General features: G+C 57.9%; 27 protein-coding genes and 2 tRNA genes. 26 read left to right on the forward strand and 3 right to left on the reverse strand.

The window, feature by feature from the left end:
• Window positions 1–13: 13 nt before the first annotated feature.
• The 5 genes from tadA to ACQUWM_RS02320 all read left to right on the forward strand — a co-directional run bounded on the left by tadA (window position 14) and on the right by ACQUWM_RS02320 (window position 4,040).
• Window positions 14–538, forward strand: a complete 525-nt coding sequence (gene tadA, locus ACQUWM_RS02300) for a tRNA adenosine(34) deaminase TadA (RefSeq protein ID WP_428921044.1) — start codon at window positions 14–16, stop codon at window positions 536–538.
• Window positions 535–1,521: a UDP-glucose 4-epimerase GalE gene (galE, locus tag ACQUWM_RS02305; RefSeq protein ID WP_428921045.1), complete on the forward strand. Its 987-nt coding sequence runs from the start codon at window positions 535–537 to the stop codon at window positions 1,519–1,521. The genes tadA and galE overlap by 4 nt, the downstream gene beginning before the upstream one ends.
• 41 nt (window positions 1,522–1,562) lie before the next feature.
• Window positions 1,563–2,906 (forward strand): UDP-glucose dehydrogenase family protein, encoded by a 1,344-nt coding sequence (locus tag ACQUWM_RS02310; protein ID WP_428921046.1) that lies wholly within the window; start codon window positions 1,563–1,565, stop codon window positions 2,904–2,906.
• Window position 2,907: 1 nt separating this feature from the next.
• Window positions 2,908–3,333: an HIT domain-containing protein gene (locus ACQUWM_RS02315; protein WP_428921047.1), complete on the forward strand. Its 426-nt coding sequence runs from the start codon at window positions 2,908–2,910 to the stop codon at window positions 3,331–3,333.
• Between the two features lie 203 nt (window positions 3,334–3,536).
• A complete protein-coding gene (locus tag ACQUWM_RS02320; RefSeq protein ID WP_407000320.1) occupies window positions 3,537–4,040 on the forward strand; it encodes a hypothetical protein in 504 nt (167 codons plus the stop codon).
• A 145-nt stretch (window positions 4,041–4,185) separates the two neighbouring features.
• Here ACQUWM_RS02320 and fabR read toward each other — a convergent pair whose 3' ends face one another.
• Entirely contained in the window at window positions 4,186–4,815 is a 630-nt protein-coding gene (fabR, locus tag ACQUWM_RS02325; RefSeq protein ID WP_406985073.1) for an HTH-type transcriptional repressor FabR, read from the reverse strand.
• A 186-nt stretch (window positions 4,816–5,001) separates the two neighbouring features.
• Between fabR and aspS the strand changes: the two genes are divergently transcribed.
• From aspS to nadA, 15 genes are all read left to right on the forward strand, one after another.
• A complete protein-coding gene (gene aspS / locus ACQUWM_RS02330) occupies window positions 5,002–6,807 on the forward strand; it encodes an aspartate--tRNA ligase (protein ID WP_428921048.1) in 1,806 nt (601 codons plus the stop codon).
• A gap of 64 nt (window positions 6,808–6,871) precedes the next feature.
• On the forward strand, window positions 6,872–7,615 hold the full coding sequence (locus ACQUWM_RS02335) for a YebC/PmpR family DNA-binding transcriptional regulator (RefSeq protein ID WP_407000322.1): 744 nt from the start codon (window positions 6,872–6,874) through the stop codon (window positions 7,613–7,615).
• A gap of 18 nt (window positions 7,616–7,633) precedes the next feature.
• Entirely contained in the window at window positions 7,634–8,158 is a 525-nt protein-coding gene (gene ruvC, locus ACQUWM_RS02340; protein WP_406985076.1) for a crossover junction endodeoxyribonuclease RuvC, read from the forward strand.
• Window positions 8,159–8,188: 30 nt separating this feature from the next.
• Entirely contained in the window at window positions 8,189–8,821 is a 633-nt protein-coding gene (gene ruvA, locus ACQUWM_RS02345; RefSeq protein WP_407000324.1) for a Holliday junction branch migration protein RuvA, read from the forward strand.
• Window positions 8,822–8,975: 154 nt separating this feature from the next.
• On the forward strand, window positions 8,976–10,004 hold the full coding sequence (gene ruvB / locus ACQUWM_RS02350) for a Holliday junction branch migration DNA helicase RuvB (protein WP_407000325.1): 1,029 nt from the start codon (window positions 8,976–8,978) through the stop codon (window positions 10,002–10,004).
• Window positions 9,997–10,455 carry a YbgC/FadM family acyl-CoA thioesterase gene (locus tag ACQUWM_RS02355; protein ID WP_406985079.1) on the forward strand — a complete coding sequence of 153 codons (459 nt, stop codon included), beginning with the start codon at window positions 9,997–9,999 and terminating at the stop codon, window positions 10,453–10,455. Before ruvB ends, ACQUWM_RS02355 begins: the two co-directional genes overlap by 8 nt.
• 3 nt (window positions 10,456–10,458) lie before the next feature.
• The gene (tolQ, locus tag ACQUWM_RS02360) at window positions 10,459–11,151 is read left to right on the forward strand and encodes a protein TolQ (RefSeq protein ID WP_407000326.1); all 693 of its coding nucleotides are present in this window, start codon (window positions 10,459–10,461) and stop codon (window positions 11,149–11,151) included.
• Window positions 11,152–11,191: 40 nt separating this feature from the next.
• Window positions 11,192–11,638, forward strand: a complete 447-nt coding sequence (gene tolR, locus ACQUWM_RS02365; protein ID WP_407000327.1) for a protein TolR — start codon at window positions 11,192–11,194, stop codon at window positions 11,636–11,638.
• A gap of 22 nt (window positions 11,639–11,660) precedes the next feature.
• Window positions 11,661–12,689, forward strand: coding sequence for a cell envelope integrity protein TolA (gene tolA / locus ACQUWM_RS02370; protein WP_428921049.1), 1,029 nt, complete (start codon window positions 11,661–11,663; stop codon window positions 12,687–12,689).
• 87 nt (window positions 12,690–12,776) lie between these two features.
• A complete protein-coding gene (tolB, locus tag ACQUWM_RS02375) occupies window positions 12,777–14,030 on the forward strand; it encodes a Tol-Pal system beta propeller repeat protein TolB (protein WP_428921420.1) in 1,254 nt (417 codons plus the stop codon).
• Between the two features lie 71 nt (window positions 14,031–14,101).
• Window positions 14,102–14,671: a peptidoglycan-associated lipoprotein Pal gene (gene pal / locus ACQUWM_RS02380; protein WP_428921050.1), complete on the forward strand. Its 570-nt coding sequence runs from the start codon at window positions 14,102–14,104 to the stop codon at window positions 14,669–14,671.
• Window positions 14,672–14,695: 24 nt separating this feature from the next.
• Window positions 14,696–15,478 (forward strand): tol-pal system protein YbgF, encoded by a 783-nt coding sequence (ybgF, locus tag ACQUWM_RS02385; protein ID WP_428921051.1) that lies wholly within the window; start codon window positions 14,696–14,698, stop codon window positions 15,476–15,478.
• Window positions 15,479–15,562: 84 nt separating this feature from the next.
• A tRNA-Lys gene (locus ACQUWM_RS02390) sits at window positions 15,563–15,638 on the forward strand.
• Between the two features lie 78 nt (window positions 15,639–15,716).
• Window positions 15,717–15,792 (forward strand) — tRNA-Lys (locus ACQUWM_RS02395).
• Window positions 15,793–15,908: 116 nt separating this feature from the next.
• Window positions 15,909–16,970 carry a quinolinate synthase NadA gene (gene nadA, locus ACQUWM_RS02400; RefSeq protein WP_428921052.1) on the forward strand — a complete coding sequence of 354 codons (1,062 nt, stop codon included), beginning with the start codon at window positions 15,909–15,911 and terminating at the stop codon, window positions 16,968–16,970.
• A 21-nt stretch (window positions 16,971–16,991) separates the two neighbouring features.
• Here the strand turns inward: nadA and ACQUWM_RS02405 are convergent, their stop codons facing one another.
• A complete protein-coding gene (locus ACQUWM_RS02405; RefSeq protein WP_428921053.1) occupies window positions 16,992–18,401 on the reverse strand; it encodes a M48 family metalloprotease in 1,410 nt (469 codons plus the stop codon).
• 223 nt (window positions 18,402–18,624) lie between these two features.
• Here ACQUWM_RS02405 and ACQUWM_RS02410 point away from each other — a divergent pair, with 223 nt between their 5' ends.
• Window positions 18,625–18,852, forward strand: coding sequence for a sulfurtransferase TusA family protein (locus tag ACQUWM_RS02410; RefSeq protein ID WP_406985087.1), 228 nt, complete (start codon window positions 18,625–18,627; stop codon window positions 18,850–18,852).
• 45 nt (window positions 18,853–18,897) lie between these two features.
• On the forward strand, window positions 18,898–19,977 hold the full coding sequence (locus tag ACQUWM_RS02415) for an AI-2E family transporter (RefSeq protein ID WP_428921054.1): 1,080 nt from the start codon (window positions 18,898–18,900) through the stop codon (window positions 19,975–19,977).
• Here ACQUWM_RS02415 and ACQUWM_RS02420 read toward each other — a convergent pair.
• Window positions 19,974–20,441, reverse strand: a complete 468-nt coding sequence (locus tag ACQUWM_RS02420) for a peroxiredoxin (RefSeq protein ID WP_428921055.1) — start codon at window positions 20,439–20,441, stop codon at window positions 19,974–19,976. The genes ACQUWM_RS02415 and ACQUWM_RS02420 overlap by 4 nt on opposite strands.
• Before the next feature lie 74 nt (window positions 20,442–20,515).
• On the opposite strand from ACQUWM_RS02420, the gene dapA reads away from it, so the two are divergent.
• Genes dapA through ACQUWM_RS02440 form a run of 4 tightly spaced genes read left to right on the forward strand, consistent with a single transcriptional unit; the run spans window position 20,516 to window position 24,063 of the window.
• Window positions 20,516–21,394, forward strand: coding sequence for a 4-hydroxy-tetrahydrodipicolinate synthase (gene dapA, locus ACQUWM_RS02425; protein WP_428921056.1), 879 nt, complete (start codon window positions 20,516–20,518; stop codon window positions 21,392–21,394).
• Window positions 21,395–21,429: 35 nt separating this feature from the next.
• Window positions 21,430–22,527, forward strand: a complete 1,098-nt coding sequence (gene bamC / locus ACQUWM_RS02430; RefSeq protein WP_428921057.1) for an outer membrane protein assembly factor BamC — start codon at window positions 21,430–21,432, stop codon at window positions 22,525–22,527.
• A 43-nt stretch (window positions 22,528–22,570) separates the two neighbouring features.
• Window positions 22,571–23,284, forward strand: coding sequence for a phosphoribosylaminoimidazolesuccinocarboxamide synthase (gene purC / locus ACQUWM_RS02435; RefSeq protein WP_406985092.1), 714 nt, complete (start codon window positions 22,571–22,573; stop codon window positions 23,282–23,284).
• A gap of 35 nt (window positions 23,285–23,319) precedes the next feature.
• On the forward strand, window positions 23,320–24,063 hold the full coding sequence (locus tag ACQUWM_RS02440; protein ID WP_407000337.1) for a TIGR04219 family outer membrane beta-barrel protein: 744 nt from the start codon (window positions 23,320–23,322) through the stop codon (window positions 24,061–24,063).
• The last annotated feature ends 124 nt before the right edge of the window (window positions 24,064–24,187 follow it).

Genomic DNA, 24,187 nt, shown 5'->3' on the forward strand with positions numbered 1-24,187 from the left:
GGCAAAACCGTTCATGAATACTGGCGCTGAGGCGGATGAGCAGTGGATGACCCGCGCCCTGGCGTTGGCGGAACAAGCCGGTGCCAGGGGAGAGGTGCCGGTAGGGGCGGTGGTCGTTCTCGACGGCCGGGAAATCGGGGCGGGTTTTAACGCACCGATCAGCGGTTGTGATCCCACTGCCCATGCCGAGATCAGGGCGCTGAGGGATGCGGCGCGGCGGGTTGGTAATTACCGGTTATCCGGCGCTACCCTGTATGTCACGCTTGAGCCCTGTACTATGTGTGTAGGGGCGATTGTTCACAGTCGCATCAGCCGGCTGGTCTACGGAGCCGCTGAACCCAAGGCGGGCGCGGTGGAATCGGCGCGCAACACGCTGGAAGACGAACACTTCAACTGGCAGGTAGAAGCCAGTGGTGGCGTGCTTGCCGAGCGTTGCGGTGCAGTGATCAGTCAGTTTTTCAGTCGCCGGCGAGCGGAGATCCGTCGCCAGCGCCAGCAACAAAAACAGGATTCAGGGAAGGAGCAGGGCAAACCATGAAAGTACTGGTGACCGGCGGAGCCGGGTATATTGGCAGTCATGTGGTCCGTCAGCTTGGCGCGGCAGGTCATGACATAGTGGTTTTCGATAATCTCTCCACCGGCTACCGCTGGGCAGTGACCTGCGGTGAACTGGTGGTGGGAGACCTGGCAGACGAAGCGGCCATTGCCGATGTGTTTGCGCAGCACCGGTTTGATGCCGTCCTGCATTTCGCCGCCAACATTGTGGTGCCTGAATCGGTTGAGAATCCCCTCAAGTATTACAGCAATAACACCCGCAATACGCTGAACCTGCTGCGGGCCGTTGAGCAGCATCGCGTCCCCTACATGGTGTTTTCTTCTACCGCTGCCGTCTATGGCATGCCGGAACAGACCGTGCTGACCGAAGACCTGCCGCTGGCGCCGATCAACCCTTACGGCGCCTCAAAGATGATGAGCGAACGCATGATCATGGATCTGGCAGCATCCTGTTCGCTGAATTACGTCATACTCCGTTACTTCAATGTGGCCGGCGCCAACCCTGACGGATTGCTGGGTCAGGCGACTCCGGAGGCCACGCACCTGATCAAGGTTGCCAGCGAATGTGTGACGGGAAAGCGCGAGGGCATGAGCGTCTTTGGTACGGATTACGATACCCGTGACGGCACCTGCATCCGCGATTACATCCATGTGGAGGATCTGGCCAAGGCCCACGTGATGGCCCTGGACTACATGGCGGATGGTGGAGAATCGCGGGTACTGAATTGTGGGTACGGGCGCGGGTTTACCGTGCGGGAAGTGATCGATGTGGTCAAACGCCAATCCGGCGCGGATTTCCCGGTACAGGAAACCGCCCGCCGGGCAGGGGATCCTGCCGCCCTGATGGCGGACAATACGCGCATTCGGGAGGTTCTGGGCTGGCAGCCGGATTACGATGACCTGGAAACCATCGTGGGCACCGCTCTGGCCTGGGAAAAAATCTGGCAAGACCGGCAGATCGCCTGACCCAACTCAATTTGCAACCTTATAACTATCAGGATTGACGGATGAAAATCACCATTTTTGGTACCGGATACGTGGGGCTGGTGACAGGTGCCTGCCTGGCGGACGTAGGGCACGACGTGCTGTGCATGGATGTGGATCGCGGCAAGATCGAAAAGCTGGAAAATGGCCAGATCCCGATATACGAGCCGGGTCTGGACAGCATCGTCAGGCACACAGTTGACGCAGGCCGGTTGTCGTTCACCACGGATACCGCGAAGGCCGTAAAGCACGGTGTGCTCCAGTTCATCGCTGTTGGTACGCCGCCGGATGAAGACGGCTCCGCGGACCTGCAATACGTGACAGCGGTTGCCCGCTCCATCGGTGAGCACATGGATGATTACAAGGTGGTCGTCGACAAGTCCACCGTGCCAGTGGGTACCGGCGACAAGGTCAGGGCAGCGGTGCGTGCCGAGCTTGATCGCCGCGGGCTGGAACTGGAATTTGACGTGGTTTCCAACCCGGAATTCCTCAAGGAAGGGGCCGCCATCAATGACTTCATGAAGCCTGACCGTATTGTGGTCGGCACCGACAGCGACAAGGCCGCTGACCTGCTGAAGGAGGTTTATTATCCCTTCAATCGCAGTCACGACCGGATGATCTTTATGGATATCCGTTCAGCGGAACTGACCAAGTACGCAGCCAACTCGATGCTTGCCACCAAGATCAGCTTCATGAACGAGATGTCCAATCTTGCTGAGCGTTTGGGCGCTGATATCGAAGCAGTGCGCCGTGGCATCGGTTCCGATCCGCGTATCGGTTATCACTTTATCTACCCGGGTTGTGGTTACGGTGGCTCCTGCTTCCCGAAAGATGTCCAGGCTCTGGCCCGGACAGCGCGGGACTGTGACTATGATGCGCGCTTGCTCAATGCGGTGGAAGCGGTGAACTCTGCTCAGAAGCATGTGCTGTTCGATAAGATCAGCCATTACTTTAACGGCGACCTTCAGGGCAAGGTTGTGGCGCTGTGGGGGCTGGCATTCAAGCCCAATACCGACGATATGCGCGAAGCGTCAGCACGCACCCTGATGGAAGATCTGTGGAAGTCTGGTGCCAAGGTGCAGGCCTTTGATCCGGAAGCCATGGAGGAAACACAACGCATTTATGGAGATCATGCCGGGCTCACCCTGTGCGGAACCAAGGAGCAGGCCCTGAAAGGTGCTGACGTTCTGGCTATCTGCACCGAGTGGAAGGAATTCCGTTCTCCGGATTTCGCAGCCATAGCTGCGGCGCTGAGGGAGCCGGCGGTGTTTGATGGCCGAAACCTTTATGAGCCGGAGATGCTGGACCGCAACGGCCTCATTTATTACGCCATCGGTCGTGGCCGTAACCAGTTCCAGTTTGACTGATATGCCGGCAACCAGCGACTTTCAGCTCCACCAGCGCCTCGCCGCTGATACCGTCAGCCTGGGACGAACCCGGTTGTGCCAGGTGCGGTTGATGAATGACCGCACCTGGCCCTGGGTTATCCTGGTGCCGGCCGTGCCCGGGGTCCGCGAAATCTATCAGCTCGAGGTGAGCGATCAGCAACGACTGCTGACAGAGTCCTCGGCCCTGAGTAAAGACATGATGACCCTGTTTGGCGGTGACAAGATGAATGTCGCTGCGCTGGGAAATATGGTGCCGCAGTTGCACTTGCACCACATTGTGCGCTTCGAGGGTGATCCGGCATGGCCAGGCCCGGTGTGGGGTAAGCAGGCCCCGGTACCCTATAGCGAGCCCGAACTGGAATCGGTTCGTAAAAAGCTTAACCCCGTTATTTCCTCTCTCGCCTGACCCGAGTGGCGGCCGACCTTTCAGGGGTCGTCACCGGCTTTTACTGTGGCCCGTTCTGCCATGGGCGTCTGACTTATTGGGCCAAAGGCCTTCTCCATGAGCCTATCCGGGAATCTCTGTGAACCAGGGATGCTATATATGCGTGTGAATAATAAGAATGTGACGTAGATCTCAAAAACGAATGAAAAAAAGAGAGCGTACCCATGGAGAGTCATTCCTTTGCTCATGTAAATCTGCCACAAGCGTCCCACGATGAGGTCGTTAACTATCGATACCTCGCCCTCGGGTTGCTATCTGCGAGGGTGTATTCGGAAGACACCGCCGAACTTATCAGTGAATGTGCAGTGCTCGATTTTGACCGTGACGGCGTGGCGTTGATTCTTCCCGAAGAGCAGGTCAGGCCGGACCAGAGAGTGCGTCTTTCCCTGGCGCGCAAGCATGTGGCCCGGAATGCCAGGGAAGAGCTTGCCATCAGTTTTGTGCCCGGTAATGTTCGCTATGTCAGCGATATTGGCAATGGGGTCAGGGTTGGAATCAAGTTGGAGTACGCCGGCCACCACGACATCGAAGATACTTTTCGCCGTCGGGCCATCGAGATAGAAAATTACCTGGACCGGCACCATGCTGATGCTGCACGCATGGCCTCCTCTGCTTACGAGGTTCCGGAGGGATATCAGGTCGGCGGCAGAATGAAGTACGCCGTTTGAAGAAGGCAGAAAAAAGCCCGCCAAGTGGCGGGCTCAAGTCGCCTCGTGGAGGCAACGACTCAACAATAGGATAGGCTCTATCCCAATTAGCTGACGAACGTTGAGCCGTTAAGGTTCCCAAAAAAATAGAATTTATCTCAGGTATTCAGGTTCGCGCCCTTCGGGCGTGTTTCGCCAGGGCCTGGGAACCCATCAGAATCATCCGCAGTTCCGTTTTCAGCTTCAGTTTCAGTTCCTCTCTCTGCTTCGGCGTGGCATCCAGTGCTTCCGCACCCTGATTGAATACCAGGGTCACCATGGATTCGGCGACGAGCCGGGCGTCAGACAGGGGCTTGTTCTGTTCATCCGCAAAGCGCCGGAGATCGTCTGCCAGTTCCGTAACAAAGTGGTCGATCTCCGCCTTGATGGCGGTACGGAAAGGTTTTGAGACGCCAGTGCGTTCCCGCAGCATGAGCCGGAACAGGTTGGCGTTGTTACCCAGGTACTCCATGAACGTCTCAATGGACGTGCTGATGGCACTGCCGTCCCTTGCGATCCGTTTGCGTGCGTGGCGCATAAGCTGACGCAGGGCCACCCCGCCTTCGTCCACCAGCGCCAGTCCCAGTTCGTCCAGTTCAGCAAAGTGTCGGTAAAACGAGGTCGGCGCAATGCCGGCTTCCCGGGCGACTTCCCTCAGGCTGAGACTGCCAAAGCCGCGATCCGCGCTGAGCTGGGCGAGGGCAGCGTCCATCAGGGCGCGGCGTGTTTTAAGTTTTTGTTCGGCTCGGGACGACAATACAAGGGCTCCGATTGCTGAATAGGGCGCTACATTCTATCGGTCTGCGCAGAGGGCGTCACCCACCGTGATTGAAGCCTGATTTTCACGCGCATTGTGTTTATAATGGGCGGCTTTTCCAGTAGTGTCCGCCGAATCCATATTTCGCACACATTTATGCACACATCTGAAACAACGGGAACCGGTATGCGCAGTCATTATTGCGGTGGTATCAACGAATCTCACATTGATCAGGAAGTAACACTCTGCGGTTGGGTCCACCGTCGCCGCGACCACGGCGGGGTTATCTTCCTCGACCTGCGGGACCGGGATGGCATATCCCAGGTCGTGGTTGATCCGGATACCCCTGAGAGTTTTGCCCTGGCGGAAAAGGTACGCAGTGAATTTGTCGTCAAGGTGACCGGGCGCGTTCGTCGCCGTCCGGCCGGCACCGAGAACAACAATATGCCGACCGGCCAGGTTGAGTTGCTGGGCAAGGAAGTGAGTATCCTGAACGCCGCTGCCACGCCGCCGTTCCCGCTGGATGAGCACGTCGACGTGGGCGAGGATGTCCGCCTCAAGTACCGTTTTGTCGACCTGCGTCGCCCGGAAATGCTGAACCGGCTGCGTTTCCGCTCCCGCGTGACCAGCTATATCCGTAATTACCTCGACGGCAACGGTTTCATGGACGTGGAAACCCCAATCCTGACCCGTGCCACACCGGAAGGTGCGCGGGACTACCTGGTGCCGAGCCGGACCCATGACGGTTCGTTCTTCGCCTTGCCGCAATCGCCGCAGCTGTTCAAGCAGTTGCTGATGGTGTCCGGCGTTGACCGTTATTACCAGATTGCCAAGTGTTTCCGCGATGAAGACCTGCGGGCCGATCGTCAGCCGGAATTTACCCAGGTGGATGTCGAGGCGTCGTTTGTTGATGAAGAAAGCCTGATGTCCCTGAACGAGGGCATGATTCGCTCCCTGTTCAAGGATGTTCTGAGCGTCGAGCTGCCGGAATTCCCGCGCATGCCTTACGCAGAGGCGATGCAGCGTTATGGCAGTGACAAGCCGGACCTGCGGATTCCGCTGGAGCTACTGGACGTAGGCGACCTGGTTGAAGGCGTGGACTTCAAGGTCTTTGCCGGCCCGGCGAAGGATCCGAAAGGTCGCGTTGCCGCACTGCGTGTGCCCAAGGGCGGTGAACTGACCCGTAAGCAGATTGATGAATACACCAAGTTCGTCGGTATCTATGGCGCCAAGGGTCTGGCCTACATCAAGGTGAACGAGTTGGCCAAGGGTGTTGAAGGCCTGCAGTCACCGATCATCAAGTTCCTCGGCGATGACGTGGCCATGGCGATCATTGAGCGTGTTGGCGCGGAAGACGGCGACATCGTTTTCTTTGGTTCGGACAAAGCCAACGTGGTGAACGAAGCCCTGGGCGCGCTGCGCATCAAGGTCGGCCATGACCTCGATATGCTCACCTCCGAGTGGGCGCCGCTGTGGGTTGTGGATTTCCCGATGTTTGAGGAAACTCCGGACGGCAGCCTGACGGCTATTCACCACCCGTTCACCGCGCCTTCCTGTTCGGCTGAAGAACTGGCGGCCAACCCGGCAACGGCTCTGTCACGGGCCTACGACATGGTGCTTAACGGTACCGAGCTGGGCGGCGGTTCCATCCGTATCCACAACGAGGATATGCAGGAAGCGGTGTTCCGTATCCTGGGTATCGGCGAGGAAGAAGCCCGCGCCAAGTTCGGCTTCCTGCTGGATGCGTTGAAGTTCGGTTGTCCTCCCCACGGTGGCCTGGCCTTTGGTCTGGATCGCCTGGTGATGCTGATGACCGGCGCCTCGTCCATCCGTGACGTAATTGCCTTCCCGAAAACCCAGAGCGCTACCTGTCTGATGACCCAGGCGCCGGGCGAAGTGGACGAAAAACAGCTGCGTGAGCTGCACATCCGCCTGCGCAAGCCAGCGGCCAAGGCAGCTGAAGGCAACAAGGCAGAAGCCAATAACGAGTAAGCAACACCCTGGTTGGGCTTCCCGGTTGCGGATCGGGAAGCCCGGAAGATTGATGGAGTAGAGTATGGCTGGTCATAGTAAATGGGCCAACATCAAGCATCGCAAGGCGGCTCAGGATGCCAGGCGGGGCAAGATCTTCACCAAAATCATCCGTGAGCTGACCGTCGCTGCCCGTCAGGGTGGCGGCAACCCGGACGACAATCCCCGCTTGCGGGCGGTGATCGACAAGGCGCTCACTGCCAATATGAAGAAAGACACCATTGAGCGCGCGGTAGAGCGCGGCGCCGGTGGTGGCGACGACAACAATTATGAAGAGCTGACCTACGAAGGCTATGGTCCGGGTGGCGTCGCTATTTTCATAGAGGCCATGACCGACAACCGGAACCGCACGGTGGCGGAAATCCGGCACGCCTTCAACAAGATGGGCGGCAATCTCGGAACTGACGGTTCCGTGGCCTACCTTTTCAGCAAGCAGGGCATCATCAGTTACAGTCCCGAGGTGGAAGAGGACAAACTGATGGAGGCGGCCCTGGTGGCAGGCGCGGACGACCTTGCCGAGCAGGACGACGACTCCTACGAGATTGTCACCACGCCCGAGCAGTTTCTGGATGTCAAACAGTCGCTGGTGGAATCCGGGCTCAAGCCGGACAATGCGGAAGTGACCATGGTGCCTTCCACCCGCGTTGAGCTGGATCGCGACGGAGCTGAAACCATCCTGAAGCTGATCGAGATGCTGGAAGATCTGGATGATGTCCAGAACGTCTATTCCAACGCCGATATTCCCGGCGAGGTGATGGATTCCCTGTAGCCAACCAAGGAATGTGATGTGGCCATTATTCTGGGCGTAGATCCGGGGTCCCGAATTACCGGGTACGGTATTATCCGGGCGCAGGGACGCCACATTGAGTACATCGACAGCGGCTGTATCCGGGTGGGTGAGAAGCCCATGGCGGAGCGCTTGCAGACAATTTTTCACAGTCTTGCCACGTTGATCGGAGAGTACCGTCCGGAAGAATTCGCCATTGAGCAGGTGTTCATGGCCCGTAACCCGGACTCCGCCCTCAAGCTGGGGCAGGCCCGTGGCGCTGCCATTGTCAGTGCCGCCAACAGCGGGCTGCCGGTACACGAGTATTCTGCCCGCCAGGTCAAGCAGGCGGTGGTGGGCAAGGGCGGTGCTGACAAGTCCCAGGTTCAGCATATGGTCCAGGCGCTTTTATCTCTTTCCCGCACCCCCCAGGCGGACGCCGCCGATGCCCTTGCGATTGCACTGTGCCATGCCCACATGAGCCAGAGCATCACGCGTCTGGCTGCCGGCGGAAAAGTGCGTAGTGGGCGGGTAAGACAACAATAGCCGGCGCGTTCGCGCCCGAGGAGACTTCCGTTGATAGGTCGAATTCGAGGCACACTGGTAGAAAAATCCCCCGGTCAGGCACTGGTTGAGTGCTCAGGCCTGGGATACGAAGTGGATATTCCCTACACCACCTTCTTCCACCTCCCGGATGCAGGCGCGGAAGTTACCCTGCACACCCATTTCGCAGTCCGGGAGGATGCCCAGAGCCTGTTCGGCTTTGCGTCCCGTCTTGACCGGGATGTGTTCCGGTTACTGATCAAGGTCAATGGCGTGGGCCCCAGGCTGGCGGTAGGCATTCTTTCGGGACTGGATGCGCACCAGTTTATTCGTTGTGTCGAAGCGCGGGACGCCAATGCGTTGGTGAAGTTGCCGGGGGTAGGAAAAAAGACCGCCGAACGCCTGCTTATTGAAATGACGGATCGGATAGGGCAACTTGAAGGGCAGTTCACGCCTATGTCGTCCGAAACGACAGGTGATGGTGCGAGTAATGCGACAGCGCCAACCTCCACGCACGACCCCAGGGACGAAGCCGAAGCCGCCCTGATAGCCCTTGGTTACAAGCCCCAGGAGGCAGCCAAGGCCATCAACAAGGTCGAAGAGGAGGGCATGGCCAGTCAAGAGCTGATCCGGCTGGCCTTGCGTAATATGATTCCGGCGGGATGAATCCGTCGTAATTTGCGGTCTGTCTGGCGCCAAATCTGTATAGAGCGTAACGTGACAGCCACTGAGCCGTTTGTACAATTGGGTCTCCAGTATTCACCTGATCCCGACGTGAATGTACAGGCATGAAGTTGAGTCCCTTTGTTCGGGTAACGCCATGATTGAGTCAGATCGTCTGATTACTGCCCAGGCCGGGCAATACGAAGAAGTGCAGGATCGAGCGATCCGGCCAACGCTGCTGTCCGAGTATGTGGGGCAGCCTGCGGTGCGGGAGCAGATGGATATCTTTATATCGGCTGCCCGTGGTCGTGAGGAAGCGCTGGACCACGTCCTGATTTTTGGTCCGCCCGGGTTGGGCAAGACGACGCTGGCGAACATCATTGCCAACGAAATGGGCGTGTCGATCAAAACCACCTCGGGACCGGTACTGGAAAAAGCCGGTGATCTTGCCGCCATGCTGACGAACCTGGAAGAGGGCGATGTTCTCTTTATAGATGAGATTCATCGGCTTAGTGCGGCGGTGGAAGAGGTCCTGTACCCAGCGATGGAAGATTACCAGCTGGATATCATGATCGGCGAAGGTCCGGCAGCGCGATCCATCAAGCTGGACTTGCCGCCCTTCACGCTGGTCGGCGCCACCACCCGCGCGGGTCTGCTGACGTCACCGCTGCGGGACCGGTTTGGCATTGTTCAGCGTCTGGAGTTCTATAACACCCAGGACCTGACGAGCATTATTCTGCGCTCGGCGCGTTTGTCCTCTGTCGATATCGACGAAGGCGGGGCGTTTGAGATCGCGCGGCGGTCACGGGGTACGCCGCGGATCGCCAACCGGCTGTTGCGCCGGGTTCGCGATTTTGCCGAGGTGAAAGCTGATGGTCGTATCAGCAATACCATCGCGGACCAGGCACTGAACATGCTGAAGGTGGATGATCAGGGCTTCGACCATATGGACCGCCGTCTGCTGTTGGCCATGATTGAGAAATTTGACGGTGGTCCGGTTGGTGTCGAAAGCCTGGCCGCGGCGATCAGTGAGGAGCGTGGCACCATTGAAGACGTTCTTGAGCCGTTCCTGATTCAGCAGGGATTCATGGTTCGGACACCGAGGGGGCGTATGGTGACTTCGAGCGCCTACCAGCATTTCGGTGTGGCGCCGGCGCGTCCGGGAAAGGAGGATCTCTTTGACTGAAGCGCAAAGTGCCGCGCAGTTCCGTCTGCCAGTCAGGGTTTATATCGAGGATACCGATGCCGGTGGCATCGTGTTCCATGCCAAGTACCTGCATTATATGGAACGGGCCCGCACAGAGTGGGTGCGGACCTGCGGAGTTGGTCTGCGCGCGGGTCTGGCGGATAACATCAGTTATGTGGTCCAGCGGTTGAATATCCATTACGCGGTGCCGGCAAAGCTTGATGATCAATTGCTGGTGACAGCGGAGCCCATCGGTTTTGGCCGGGTGTGGATGGACTTCCGACAGCGGGTGCTGAAGGCGGGGGACGAAACCCTGCTTGCTTCCGCTGATGTGAGGGTTGCCTGTGTGGCCCTGGACAGCGGGCGGCCGAGACGGCTGCCGGACAATATGCGTGAACTGTTGGAAAACGTTCATGAAAACCAACTGTTAACCGGAACAAGCCAGGAGTAGAAGGTGGAGTCAGAAGTTTCTGTTTGGTATCTCATCGCCAACGCGGGGGTGCTGGTTCAGCTGGTCATGCTGTTGCTGGCTCTGGCTTCCGTGGTGTCCTGGGCGCTTATCTTCCAGCGTTTCCAGGTGTTTCGCAAAGCCCGGCGGGCACAGCTCGAGTTCGAGGAGCGGTTCTGGTCCGGTATGGATCTGGGCCAGCTTTACCGGGAAGTGAACAGCGATCCCACGCCCTTTTCAGGGATGGAGTCGCTGTTTCGTTCCGGTTTCAAGGAGTTCTCCCGCCTGCGCCAGCAGAGTCGTGACGCCGACGCTGTCATGGAAGGTACCCAGCGCGCCATGCGTGTTGCGTTCTCCCGTGAACAGGAGCGGCTGGAAATGTCCTTGCCTTTCCTGGCGACCGTTGGTTCGACGAGTCCTTATATCGGCCTCTTCGGTACCGTCTGGGGCATCATGAACTCGTTCCGCGGTCTGGCCCAGGTTCAGCAGGCCACGCTAGCCACGGTGGCGCCGGGGATTTCCGAGGCACTGATCGCGACCGCGATGGGTCTGTTTGCGGCGATTCCGGCCGTCATTGCCTATAACCGCTTCTCCGCCATGTCCGATGCCCTGCTGAAGAACTACGAGACCTTTGCGGACGAGTTCTCCAGCATTCTCCATCGTCGCGTGCACAGCAGCGAGCAGTCATCTGCAGCGTGAAATCCATCGGCCAGTGTAAGGCAGTCAGGAGCATACAGGCATGAAAGGCATGGGGATGATGCCGGCGCACCGCCGGAAGCCAATGTCCGAGATCAACGTAGTTCCATACATCGATGTGATGCTGGTTCTGTTGGTGATCTTCATGGTGACCGCACCGATGCTGACTCAGGGCGTCAAGGTGGATTTGCCGGAAACGACCTCAGATCCGATTCAGTCCGACAAGGATGTGGAGTCGATTATTGTGTCGGTGGATTCGAATGGCGCCTATTTCCTGGAAATCGGTGACGAAGACAGTGATCCGATGTCTCTGGGCGAGGTTCGAACGCAGGTGTCCAAGATACTGTCCGAGCGCAGTGCCCGGGAAATCCTGGTGCGCGGCGACGAGCATGTGGAGTACGGCACCGTGGTTCGTCTGATGGCGGAACTGCAGGGCGCCGGCGCCACCAGTGTCGGACTTATTACCGAAGCGCCATCCACTGACAACTGAGCATAGAGCGGGCAGGTTTTTTGTGACAGGTCAGGAACGTGATGTAACCAATATCGGGCAGCAACCGTGGAAGTCGCCCGTTGCCTTGTCACTGCTGCTGCACGGGCTGATCGTGGTTGTAGCGTTGGCGGGCTGGACCTGGACCACGCCAAAGGATGAACCGGAGCCCCGCAGCATCGCTGCCCGGCTGATCACTCAGCAGGAACCGGAACCCAGTTCGGTCGTTGAGGAGGTGGATGAGCCCGACAGGGATGAGGAGCGCCGCAAGGAGCAGGAAGAGCAGAAGCAGCGGGAGGAAGCGGAACGCAAGGCCGCTGAAGAAGAGAAGGCCAGGGAAGAAGCAAGGCGCATAGAACAGGAAAAGGAACGCAAGCGTCAGGAAGAGGCTGCGGCCCGTGAGCGCGAGGCGCAAAAGGCTCGCGAGGAAGAGGCGGCGCGACAGAAGGCCGAGGCCGAAGCGAAAGAGCGCGAGCGGCAGCGGGCGGAAGAGGAAAAACGCCGCCAGGAAGAAGCCAGGCGCAAGGCGGAAGAAGAGCGTCGTAAAGCAGAAGAGGAGCGTCGCAAGCGCGAGGAAGCGGAAAAGCGTGAGCGTGAAGAGCAGGCTCGTCGCGAAGCGGAGCAAAAGCGGAAGGAAGCTGAGCGCCGCCTGAAAGAGCAGCAACTGGAAGCGCTTGCGGAAGAGGCTAATCGTGAGCGCGAAGCAGAAGCGCGGCGCCAGCGGGAAGCGGCTGCAGCAAAAGCCCGGGAAGCCCGCATGATGTCGGACAGTGAAAAGTACCAGGCGTTGATTCGCGAGCGACTGAGCCAGGCCTGGTACCCTCCGTCATCCGCGACGGAAGAGATGACGGCCCGGTTGCAGATCACCTTGCTGCCGACCGGTGAACTACAATCTGTGAAGCTGGTCAACAGCAGTGGCAATACGGCGTTCGACAACTCCGCCCTGAGCGCGGTCAGGTCTCTGAGCCGCTATCCGATTCCGGATGACCGGGATACGTTTGAGCGCTATTTCCGCCAGTTTACGATCGAATTCAATCCACGGCGGTTGAAATAAGGACAAATGGAAAAGCTGATGACACACCGGACAAACAATACCCGTACCCGCCTGGCGTTCAGCCTGGTTTGCTCCCTTCTGGTCTGGATGCTTGGCGCGGGCTCCGCATCTGCGGAGCTGACCATCAGAATCACCGAGGGGGCCGATTCGGCGATTCCCGTGGCGGTGGTGCCATTTGCTGAAAGTGGCGGTATTCCGTCCGGGGATAAGATCAGCAGTATCGTCCAGAACGATCTGAGCATGAGCGGAGAGTTCCGCACCTTGGCCCCGGAAAAAATGCTCAGCCTGCCGTCCGAGCGTTCAGAGCTCTACTTTCGGGACTGGCGCCTGCTGGGCCAGCGATATGTGCTGGTCGGTCAACTGACCCGCAACGGCGATCGGGTGGAGGCCCGTTACGAACTCTTTGATATCAACCGGGAAGAGCGCATTCTGGGTGAGTCCGCCAGTGCCAGCGCAGGGAACATGCGCACCCTGGCGCATCACATCAGCGACAAAGTCTATGAGGCGATCACCGGAGTGCCTGGCGCGTTCTCAACCCGACTGGCGTACGTCACCCGGGATGCCATCAATGGCGAACCCCGCTACCGCCTCCAGGTGAGCGATGTGGATGGCAAAAGGGCCAGTGTGCGGCTCGAGAGCAAGGAGCCCATACTGTCTCCGGCCTGGTCTCCGGACGGCAGGAAGTTGGCGTACGTGTCGTTTGAAAGCGGGAAGCCCGCGGTTTACATCCATGAATTGAGATCCGGTAACCGTACCCGTGTCGCCGATTTCCGTGGCCTTAACTCGGCTCCGGCCTGGTCTCACGATGGTCGTTCCCTGTTGCTGACCCTGTCAAAGGATGGCAACGCCGAAATCTATCGTATGGATATCCAGAGCCAGAACCCGAAGCGGTTGACCAACCACTGGTCCATTGATACCGAAGGTGTCTGGGATCACACCGGCGACGGTATTTTCTTTACCTCCGATCGCTCCGGCGGGCCCCAGATCTATCACAAGTCCAGCGAGAGCGCAGAGCCCCGTAGGATTACCTTCGGTAGCCGTTACAATGCCCGACCGCGGCCGGACAGCCGGGGAGAGTATGTGTATTACGTCCACCAGCGTAATGGCGGGTTTCATATCGCGCGCACGGACTTGAGCAATGGCGAGGAAACGGTTCTGACCCGGACAGCATCCGATGAATCCCCGTCACTTGCGCCCAACGGAAGAATGCTGATCTACGCCACCAAACATAGTGGCAACAGTGTGCTGACAGTGGTTTCGGCGGACGGCGGCGCAGCTTATAGCCTGCCGGCCACCGAAGGTGATGTCAGGGAGCCGGCCTGGTCGCCGGTCATTCGTTAATCCGGAACCGCCCGATGGTGGTTCTGCTGTAAAAACACCAGATAACTGTAAACCTAAAGGAAGGAAAGATTATGAAATTGTCAGTTCACCAGAAAGCATTTGCGATGGTTCTGTCCCTTGGCCTGGTAGCCGGTTGTAGCTCCACTGGCGACACCATGGGAGAAGATGAGTATGGATCTGACGTATCTGCAGTCGACCAGGATGGCGGCAGCACGGTATACGGCGGTTCCGACGACGGCGGTGTGTCCGCTTCCGATCTGACCGAGGAAGAGCTCCGCGAGCGTCAAGAGCGCGCTGAACAGGAAGCCATGCGCAATATCACCACCTTCTACTTCGACTTCGATACTGCCGAAATCAAGGCGGAAGCCCGTGAAGTACTGGTGGCCCATGCACGCTACCTGGAGAACAACCCGAACCAGCAGGTGCGCCTGGAAGGGCATTCCGATGAGCGTGGTACCAAAGAGTACAACCTGGCCCTGGGCGAGCGTCGTGCCAACGCGGTTGAGCGTTTCCTGATCGTGAACGGCGCTTCCCGCGGCCAGATGGAAACCGTAAGCTATGGCGAGGAAAAGCCGGCAGTCATGGGTTCCAACGAGAGTGCTTGGGCCCAGAACCGTCGTGTTGAGCTCGTATTTGAGTAACAACCAATAGCCACAGGATCCCCCATGAGATATCTACTCATGGCGACAGCGGCACTCTCACTGGCCTTTGCGCCAGTGGGAGGAGCACTGGCGCAATCTGCAACACCGGTGTTTCAGGACAATGCCTCTGGAGCCCGCAACAAGGCCAGTAACAGCCAGGCCAACGCCGAGCTGTTCTACATGATTCAGCAGCTGCAGGGCGAGGTCCGCCGGCTTCAGGGCGAAGTCGAGGAACAGCGAAACCTGATTGACCGGCTGAGCCGGCAGTCCCGGGATCGCTACATTGACCTTGATCAGCGCATTCTGGAGTTGTCCGAAACGGTCACTGCGGAGAGCAGTGGTGACAGCGGTCCGAGCGGAAATTCCGAGGGTTCCGATGCCGGGCAGGCTGAGAAGCCAGTCACCAAGGTATACCGGCAACCGGAAGCGGATGAGCGCCAGGCCTATGAGCAGATTCAGGATCTGATTCATAAGAAAAAGGATTACGACGAAGCCATCAACCGGATCTACGACTTTGTCGATAAGTATCCGGAGGGTGACTTGTCAGTGAATGCCTATTACTGGCTGGGGGAAGTGTATCTGGTCAAGCCCCAGCTGGAGCAGGCCAAGCAGGCGTTCACCATTGTGGCCACGCGGTACGAGGATCACCGGAAAGCCCCGGATGCTGTCTACAAGCTCGGGGTGACGCTGGATCGCCTGGGGGAAAAAGCGGAAGCGAAGAGCCGGATGGAATCGGTGGTAGGCAACTACCCGGACACCAAGGCGGCCGAACTGGCCCAAAAGTATCTGGATTCCGCAGGCGGCTGATAACCGCCCTTTGAAAGAATGTTGAGAAACCTGAGAAAAGGGGTTGATCAGCGGCAAAAAATCATTACTATATGCGCCTCGTTTGGGTCGTTAGCTCAGTTGGTAGAGCAGTTGGCTTTTAACCAATTGGTCGAAGGTTCGAATCCTTCACGACCCACCAAATCCGGAGCATGGCAACTGGCTGAGTGGTTGCGGTGTTCGATCCTGACGCCGAGGCGAAGAGTGGATCAACAGTTAAGGGTCGTTAGCTCAGTTGGTAGAGCAGTTGGCTTTTAACCAATTGGTCGAAGGTTCGAATCCTTCACGACCCACCAATAAGACAGGCCGCCTTGGCTGCTTGTCTGGAAAAAAGAGCCTTCGGGCTCTTTTTTTTTGCGCGAACGCTCCCAATGATATACTCCACAGGTCAACGAAACACAGAGACGCAGTAATGACACGATCTGAAGACCGCATTCTGGTTCAGGAGCATCTGGCGCACCAGGCTGAACCCAAACCGTTGAGTGAGGACGAAAAAGCCGAACTGGAAGCACGTATCCGGCAAACCCTGAAAGATCAGGATGCGGTGCTGGTCGCCCATTATTATACCGACCCCGATATCCAGCGTCTGGCCGAGGAAACCGGCGGGTGTGTCGCCGACTCACTGGAGATGGCGCGTTTCGGCAACCAGCATCCGGCTTCGACCGTGGTGGTTGCCGGGGTTCGTTTCATGGGGGAGACGGCGAAGATCCTGAATCCCGAAAAGCGGGTATTGATGCCCACCCTGGAGGCAACCTGCTCTCTCGATGTGGGCTGCCCGGCGGATGAGTTTGCGGAATACTGTGATCAGCACCCGGATCGCACCGTGGTGGTTTATGCCAACACCTCCGCCGCTGTGAAGGCGAGGGCGGACTGGGTGGTTACCTCCAGTTGTGCTCAGGCCATTGTGGAGTCTCTGGATGCCCGGGGCGAGAAGATCCTCTGGGCGCCGGACAAACACCTGGGCCACTACGTCCAGAAAACCACCGGCGCTGACATGCTGTTGTGGGACGGCTCCTGCATTGTCCATGAGGAGTTCAAGTTCCGTGGTCTGGAGGATCTGAAAGCGATCTATCCGGATGCGGCCGTGCTGGTGCATCCGGAATCACCGGACGCGGTGGTTGAAATGGCCGATGTGGTCGGCTCAACCTCGCAGTTGATTCACGCGGTGCAGACATTGCCCAACCAGCAGTTCATCGTGGCGACGGACAATGGCATTTTCTACAAGATGCAACAGCTGGCGCCCAACAAGACTCTGATTGAAGCGCCTACAGCGGGCAACGGCGCGACTTGTCGCAGCTGCGCCCACTGCCCCTGGATGGCTATGAACGGTCTGGAGAACCTGCTTCACGTGCTGGAGCAGGGGGATCAGGAAGTGCTGGTTGGTGATGATCTGCGGGAGCGGGCCCTGAAGCCGCTGCATCGGATGCTGGATTTCACCGCCGGAATGAACCTGAAAGCAGCCGGTAACGCCTGACAAGTTATGTGCAGCGGGGCTTCAGCTCCGCTGCGCATTCAGCCTGTCGGTGATTTCCGCCAGGCGTTCGGTGACCACCTGTCGCATGGGCGCCCCCGCTGGCAATTTCTCCTGCGCCTGCCGAAGTTGCCGTTGCGCGGCTTCAAGATCCCCCATCAAGGCGTCGTATTCCGCTCTGGCCCGGTGTACCCCGACAATATTGCGTGCCATGCCTTCCGCTTCCGCCAGCCGATTCCAGAGGTGCTCCTGTCTGGGCATGCGTCTCGTTAATTGTCGCAGGTATTCCGAGGCGGCCTCTCCGTTGCCGCTGGCTGTTTCCAGTTCTGCCAGGGTGAAGGTAATCGGGTAGTTACCGGGATTGCGGGACAACCCCTCAGTCAACAGGTTTCTGGCTTCATCCAGCCGCTCCTGCTGAATCAGGGCCTCTGCCAGGGTTACGATATAGGTGATTCGGCCCGGGCTGCTGTCCAGCAGCTTTTCCAGCACCTGGATAGCGCTGGCAGGGTTGTCATTACGCAGGTGCGCCACGGCCATGCCATAGCGGATCGCATCGGTTTTTTTGGTGTCGGGGCGCTCCAGGTAATCCCGGAACGTTTCCGCCGCCACCTTTGCGGAGCGTGCGTAATGGACCTGTAACCGGGACCGGATCAGGTGGTACTCCTGGGTATCCTCGATATTACGCACCGGGTATTGTTCCGCCCGGTTGCGGGTGTCGGAAACCCTGCTCTGGGTCAGGGGGTGTGTCGACAGATACTCGGGAAGGCGATTACCCTGCAACCGGTTCTGCTTCATCATGGTTTCAAACATCTCCGGCATGCCCCGGGGATCCATGCCGGCGTCCGCGAGGATGTCCATGCCCACGCGATCGGCCTCCTGCTCATGTGCCCGGCTGTACGCAAGCATGTTCTGAATCGACAGGGCCTGGGTGCCGGCAATGGCAGCGATACCGATGTCCGATTGGGTGACGGCGGACAGGACAATCCCGGCGATCATTCCGGCGATGGTCAGTGGCGCGCTGGTTTCCTGTTGTTCCATGCGGCGGGCAAAATGTCGTTGGCTCAGGTGAGCCAGTTCGTGTGCCAGAACCGAGGCGAACTGTTGCTCACTGCTGGCATTGAGCACCAGGCCGCCGTTAATGCCGACGATGCTTCCGGGAACCGCAAAGGCGTTGATGTCCGGGCTGTCGATGATCGCAAGTGTCAGGTCCCGGTTTTTCAGGGGCGCTGAAGGCACCAGACGGTAGATGACATCGTTGAGGTAGCTGTAAACCAGGGGGTCGGTGATTTGCGGTGCCGAGCGCCGGATGGATACCATCACCTGTCGCCCTATCTCGGATTCCTGTTGCTCCGAGATCAGTCCGCCGCCAGCCCCGCCAATGGAGGGCAGGGAGCTGTCCTGGGCCTGGGCAGCGGTCATCGGCAGCAGAAGCATCAAGACTGCCAGACAGTGAGCCAGCGATGATCGTACCGGCCTGGTGAATGCAAGGAACATACTCATCAATATGGACTACCCGTTGTTAAACCGCTTGATATGACACCATTTTGCCATTAAAAGTTCTGCTACATTTCATTAATCAGTATTGAGGTGCATTCGCCGTGTCAGGCCGGCATAATGCCGCCTGATTCTCGTCAGTTCCGCAAGGTTACCTGTTCTCATGGCTGAACGAATTCTTGATGCATCCGGGCTCCACTGCCCGATGCCATTGTTAAAAACCAAGCTTGAACTCAACAGCATGTTACCGGGAGAAGAGCTGGAGGTGATAGCCACGGACGCAGGTTCTGCCCGCGATATCCCGGCTTTCCTGAAACTCTCCCGGCACGAGCTGGTGAGCTCAACCGAAGCGGATGGCTGTTTTCGGTTTGTGATAAAGTGCGGCGGCTGATGAGTTGGCGCTATCGCCCCCAGCCGTGATTCCACGGAGATGTACATGGTCAGAATTTTACGCGGTCTTGCCCACAAATACTTTTCAGATGAAGAAGCCGTCATTCTTTTTCTGCTGCTTGTTGCGGGCACGGTATTTGTCATCCTTTTTGGCGCCATGCTGGCGCCTGCGATCGCGTCGGTCATTATCGCCTTCATTCTGCAGGGCCTGGTGACCAAGCTGACCCGCCTGGGGGTGCCGGAGATGGTTTCGATCCTGGGCGTGTTCATCATATTCCTCGGCATCCTTGTAGGTTTTATCTTTGGCCTGCTGCCATTGCTGTGGACCCAGGTATCGTCACTGGCGGGGGAAGCGCCCAGGATTATCCGCGAAATGCAGTCCTATATGGAGCTGCTGCCCCAACAGTACCCGACGCTGATCTCCATGGAAGCGGTAAACACCGTGTATCGGCAGATCAGTACCGAAGCCGGGCATCTGACCCAATGGCTGGTGTCTTTCTCCCTGTCCAGTATTCCGGATCTGGTGGCCTTGCTGATTTACATGGTGCTGGTGCCAATTCTGGTGTTCTTCTTCCTCAAGGATCGAAACCTGCTGCTGACGTCCATCTCCCGCCTGTTGCCGCCACAGCGCCCGATGATGCTGAGAATCTGGCGTGAGGTGAACCTGCAGTGCGCTAACTATGTTCGGGGTAAGGCCGTTGAAATCCTGATTGTCGGCGGCGTCACCTACGTCACCTTCAAGCTCCTGGGCATGCCTTACGCAGCGTTGTTGTCATTGCTGGTGGGGCTGAGTGTGGTGATTCCCTATATCGGCGCGGCAGTGGTCACCATTCCTGTGGCGATGATTGCGCTGTTTGCGTTTGGGTGGGGATCCCACTTCATCTGGGTTATGGTGGCCTATGGCATTATCCAGGGCCTGGATGGGAACGTGCTGGTGCCGGTGCTGTTTTCAGAGGTGAATAATCTGCATCCGGTTGCCATTATTGTGGCCGTGCTGTTCTTTGGCGGGATCTGGGGCTTGTGGGGTGTGTTCTTTGCCATTCCACTGGCGACCATGCTCAAGGCCATATTTGCCGCATGGCCGGTCAAGGACAGTCTGCCAGTGGAGGCAACGGAAGAGGCCTAGAGACTCTTCACCGCTTCCAGTACTTCATCGGCGTGGCCCTTGACCTTAACGCCCCGCCATTCCTGGCGGAGAACCCCGTCCTTGTCGATCAGGAAGGTACTGCGGTCAATGCCCATGTATTCCTTGCCATAGAGTTTTTTGAGCTTGATGACATCGAAGTGCTGGCAAACCGTTTCATCCTTGTCTGAAATCAGGTGGAACGGAAACTCGTGTTTGGCCCGGAAATTCTCGTGAGCTTTCAGGCCATCACGGGAAACACCCAGGATAACCGTATCGAGCGCTTCAAAGGCTTCCATGCGGTCACGAAAGTCCTGGCCCTCGGTGGTACAGCCGGGTGTATTATCCTTGGGGTAGAAATAGATGACGACGTTTTTACCCTTGAGATCCGATAACCGGATGGTCTGGTTTCCGGTTGCCGGCGCCTCAAAATCGTCAACGGGTTGGTTTAGTGCAACTGCTGGCATGACATCTCCTTTAATTCCCTTGTGTCAGTTTGCGCCCAACATTACCATATCGGTTTTATTCGGACGGAGCTTTTATGATTACGGGTAGCCTTGTCGCACTGGTCACGCCCATGCATCCCAACGGTGATATTCACTGGGAGGATCTGGACAAGCTGGTGGACTTTCATATCGAAAACGGCACAAATGGTATTGTGGCCGTGGGTACCACCGGCGAATCCGCAACGCTGGACCCGGATGAGCATTGCCGGGTTATCGGCCATATCATAAAGCGGGTCGATGGTCGTATTCCCGTGATCGCGGGTACCGGTGGTAACAGCACACGTGAAGCCATCGAACTGACCTCCGAGGCCCACAAGCTCGGTGCGGACGCCTGCCTGTTGGTCGTGCCGTACTATAACAAGCCCACCCAGGAAGGGTTATACCAGCATTTCAAGACCATCGCCGAGGCCGTTCCGGGGATGAGCCAGATGCTCTATAACGTTCCGGGACGTACCGCGTGCGACATGCTCAATGAGACGGTTGAGCGCCTGGCGGACATTCCCAATATCATCGGCATCAAGGACGCCACGGGTAATATCCCCAGGGGCGCGGAGCTCATCGAGGCCGTGAAAGGCCGTCTTGCCGTTTATTCCGGTGACGACGCAACCGCCGCTGAACTGATGTTGGCCGGTGCCAAAGGCAACGTTTCAGTGACTGCCAACGTTGCACCCAGGGGCATGTCCCAGTTGTGTGAGGCCGCCGTTGCCGGTAACCGTGAAGAAACAGAACGCCTCAATGAGTTGCTGATGCCGCTGAATCGCAAGCTGTTCCTGGAGGCCAACCCGATTCCCGTCAAGTGGGCCCTGCGTCGCATGGGGATGATTGGTGAGGGCATTCGTCTGCCGCTGACGCCACTTAGTGAGAAATTCCACAGCGAAGTGGAAGATGCCCTTAAAGCGTCGGGCGTACTCTGAGTTTTCCGTACCACCAAAGAAGCTGGAGTAGCCTGATGGCGTTCCTTTTCAGGACAGAAGTAAAGCGTGTATTGGGGTCGGTTGCGCCAGCGACCGGCCTGTTGTTTGTGTTGGCTGCCAGTGGTTGCAGTCTTATGGAAGACCGGTCGGAACGGTACGTCAATGCGAAGGAAGGGGAGCAGCTCCGTCTCCCTGATACTGCAGATGAAAGCCGTTTCGGGCAGGCCATGCCCGTTCGCGAGGTCACCACCGCCGATTCCGGCCGCATGTACCGCTCGTCCATTCCCGAACCGCCGGACATGACGTCAGAAATTCTCGATGAGAACTACGTGGTCGAGGAACTGGATGGCCAGATGTGGCTGTTGATCAACGACGTGCCCGGGCGGGTATGGCCGGCGGTATCGTCCTATATGAACGAGCGGGGCCTGGGCGTGGCCCATGACAGCCCCCAGCTCGGCCTTTTGCAGAGCGAACTGGTGAATTTCAGCAAGCGCGCAAGAACCTTGCTGGAACTGGACAGCGATCCGGGCCCATCGGAAGACATGCTGGTGGTTCAGACCCGAGTGGCGCCGGGCGTTCGCCGCAAGACCACGGAAGTCCAATTGCGGGTCCATGAAGTAGAGAGTAACCCTGACGGGCTGCTGTCCTGGCAAACCGGTGAGGAACTAACGGCAGAAGGTCTGGCCAACAGCAAAAGACTGCTGGAAGACATGGGCGAGTTCCTGCGCGGTCGCGATGAGAGTAAATCCTACTCCAGGGCTGCCCTGGGTATGGTCAGCGAACCGCTGGTGCGCCTGATTTCCGAGAACGAAGAGCCGGTCGCCATCGAGATGGATCTGGACTACGGCCGCGCCTGGTCCGAAGTCAGTCGCGCACTGGATGAGGCAGAGGTGCCGGTTCTGGACCTGAACCGGAGTGAAGGCTGGTTCAACGTGGATTTCCGTAGCGAGTCCGAGCGGGAATCCGGATGGTTCGACTGGTTCAGTGATGATGAGGAGCCGCAGCACACCTTTGATTTGCGCCTCGAGGAACAAGAGGGCGCCCTGGTGGTGACCGCTGCCCGCGCGGCGGAATACAGCGGCGACGACCGCTCCTCCGAACTGCTCTCAGAACTGTTTGAATACCTTTATTAATGATGAAGTGCCGGCACGCAGCCGGCATTTCCGGAGACCTGAAATGGAAAAACGCGAAGAACTCTACGCGGGCAAAGCCAAATCCGTTTATCGCACGGATGATCCCGAACGATTTGTCCTGGTATTCCGTGATGACACCTCGGCGTTCGATGGCGAGAAGAAAGAGCAACTGAATCGCAAGGGCATGGTCAATAACCGCTTCAATGCCTTCGTCATGGAAAAGCTGGAAGCGGCGGGTGTGCCGACCCATTTCGAGGGTTTGCTTTCACCCACCGAATCCCTGGTCAAGAAGCTGGATATGATTCCGGTGGAGTGCGTGGTGCGTAATGTCTCCGCCGGCAGTTTGTGCCGTCGTCTGGGCGTGGAAGAGGGTCAGAACCTGAATCCGCCCACCTTCGAACTGTTCCTCAAGGACGACGAATTGCACGATCCGATGGTGAACGAGTCCCTGGCGGTCAGTTTCGGCTGGGCAACCGCGGACGAACTCGCCAAAATGAAAGAGCTTACCTATAAAGTGAACGACGTGCTCAAGAGTCTGTTTGATGATGCCGGCATGCTGCTGGTGGATTACAAGCTGGAGTTCGGTCGTTCCGGCGGGCAAATCGTGCTGGGTGACGAATTCAGCCCGGACGGCTGCCGCATCTGGGATAAGGAAACCCGCAAGAAGATGGACAAGGACCGTTTCCGCCAGGGATTGGGTGACGTGATTGAAACCTATGAAGAGGTGGGTCGTCGGCTGGGTATCCAGTTCGATTGATCGAAAAGAACCAAACAACAAGCAACGGGTGTTATATGCGTAAACTGATTCTGGCCATGGGCGGCGCGGCGGTCCTGGCAGCTCCGCTGGCTCATGCAGACATAGTAGGTTTGGGTGCGAACGTCAGCTACTGGGACTCTGACCTGTCCGGAAAAGCGGCCTCCAACGGCGATGTGGTCGACGTTGAAAACGATCTGGACCTGAGCAGTGATTCCAACGTCAATCTGACTGCCTACGTTGAACACCCGGTGCCGTTGCTGCCAAACGTTCGCCTGAACTACACCTCGATTGAACAGAGCGGTCGTGGCGAGCTGGGGGCTGACTTTGACAATATTATCGTCAACCTGGGTGGCGCCACCGAAGTTGATTCCGATCTGGATCTGGACCAACTGGACCTGACGCTCTACTACGAAGTTCTGGATAACTGGGTCAACCTGGACCTGGGCCTGACCGTTCGTGATCTGGACGGAGAACTGAGGGTTCAGGAAGTGAATGGCACCGCGGTCAGCGAATCCGAAATTGATGCGGTTGTGCCCATGGGTTACCTGGCGGCCCGGTTCGATCTGCCGTTTACCGGTGTGTCTGTCGGCGGTGAAGCCAACCTGATCAGCTTTGATGGCGATTCAGTTTACGATTACAACGCCTATGGCCAGTATGAGATTTCCATGCTGCAGCTGCGCGCCGGCTACCGTGAAATCTCCATCGACTACGAAGATGGTGACGACGAGCTGGACGTCGACCTGGGCGGACCCTTCGTGAGTGCCGGTCTCCGGTTCTGATCGAACAGGGTGTTTATCGCTGTAGAAAAGAGCGCCAACTATGGCGCTCTTTTTTTATGCCGCTTCTGTTCGCGTCGGTGTCCGCTTGCGACCGGATTCGGTAAACTGTGGGTTATCGGCCTCA

The organism is Marinobacter sp. DUT-3 (genome assembly GCF_050379435.1).
Lineage (GTDB): Bacteria > Pseudomonadota > Gammaproteobacteria > Pseudomonadales > Oleiphilaceae > Marinobacter.

What these genes read in the sequence shown, in the direction of transcription:
- tadA (WP_428921044.1), top strand. Translation starts at nt 14, where the DNA reads ATGAATACTGGCGCTGAGGCGGATGAGCAGTGGATGACCCGCGCCCTG.
- galE (WP_428921045.1), top strand. Translation starts at nt 535, where the DNA reads ATGAAAGTACTGGTGACCGGCGGAGCCGGGTATATTGGCAGTCATGTG.
- ACQUWM_RS02310 (WP_428921046.1), top strand. Translation starts at nt 1,563, where the DNA reads ATGAAAATCACCATTTTTGGTACCGGATACGTGGGGCTGGTGACAGGT.
- ACQUWM_RS02315 (WP_428921047.1), top strand. Translation starts at nt 2,908, where the DNA reads ATGCCGGCAACCAGCGACTTTCAGCTCCACCAGCGCCTCGCCGCTGAT.
- ACQUWM_RS02320 (WP_407000320.1), top strand. Translation starts at nt 3,537, where the DNA reads ATGGAGAGTCATTCCTTTGCTCATGTAAATCTGCCACAAGCGTCCCAC.
- aspS (WP_428921048.1), top strand. Translation starts at nt 5,002, where the DNA reads ATGCGCAGTCATTATTGCGGTGGTATCAACGAATCTCACATTGATCAG.
- ACQUWM_RS02335 (WP_407000322.1), top strand. Translation starts at nt 6,872, where the DNA reads ATGGCTGGTCATAGTAAATGGGCCAACATCAAGCATCGCAAGGCGGCT.
- ruvB (WP_407000325.1), top strand. Translation starts at nt 8,976, where the DNA reads ATGATTGAGTCAGATCGTCTGATTACTGCCCAGGCCGGGCAATACGAA.
- tolR (WP_407000327.1), top strand. Translation starts at nt 11,192, where the DNA reads ATGAAAGGCATGGGGATGATGCCGGCGCACCGCCGGAAGCCAATGTCC.
- tolB (WP_428921420.1), top strand. Translation starts at nt 12,777, where the DNA reads ATGCTTGGCGCGGGCTCCGCATCTGCGGAGCTGACCATCAGAATCACC.
- pal (WP_428921050.1), top strand. Translation starts at nt 14,102, where the DNA reads ATGAAATTGTCAGTTCACCAGAAAGCATTTGCGATGGTTCTGTCCCTT.
- ybgF (WP_428921051.1), top strand. Translation starts at nt 14,696, where the DNA reads ATGAGATATCTACTCATGGCGACAGCGGCACTCTCACTGGCCTTTGCG.
- nadA (WP_428921052.1), top strand. Translation starts at nt 15,909, where the DNA reads ATGACACGATCTGAAGACCGCATTCTGGTTCAGGAGCATCTGGCGCAC.
- ACQUWM_RS02405 (WP_428921053.1), bottom strand. Translation starts at nt 18,401, where the DNA reads ATGCTTCTGCTGCCGATGACCGCTGCCCAGGCCCAGGACAGCTCCCTG.
- ACQUWM_RS02410 (WP_406985087.1), top strand. Translation starts at nt 18,625, where the DNA reads ATGGCTGAACGAATTCTTGATGCATCCGGGCTCCACTGCCCGATGCCA.
- ACQUWM_RS02415 (WP_428921054.1), top strand. Translation starts at nt 18,898, where the DNA reads ATGGTCAGAATTTTACGCGGTCTTGCCCACAAATACTTTTCAGATGAA.
- ACQUWM_RS02420 (WP_428921055.1), bottom strand. Translation starts at nt 20,441, where the DNA reads ATGCCAGCAGTTGCACTAAACCAACCCGTTGACGATTTTGAGGCGCCG.
- dapA (WP_428921056.1), top strand. Translation starts at nt 20,516, where the DNA reads ATGATTACGGGTAGCCTTGTCGCACTGGTCACGCCCATGCATCCCAAC.
- bamC (WP_428921057.1), top strand. Translation starts at nt 21,430, where the DNA reads ATGGCGTTCCTTTTCAGGACAGAAGTAAAGCGTGTATTGGGGTCGGTT.
- purC (WP_406985092.1), top strand. Translation starts at nt 22,571, where the DNA reads ATGGAAAAACGCGAAGAACTCTACGCGGGCAAAGCCAAATCCGTTTAT.
- ACQUWM_RS02440 (WP_407000337.1), top strand. Translation starts at nt 23,320, where the DNA reads ATGCGTAAACTGATTCTGGCCATGGGCGGCGCGGCGGTCCTGGCAGCT.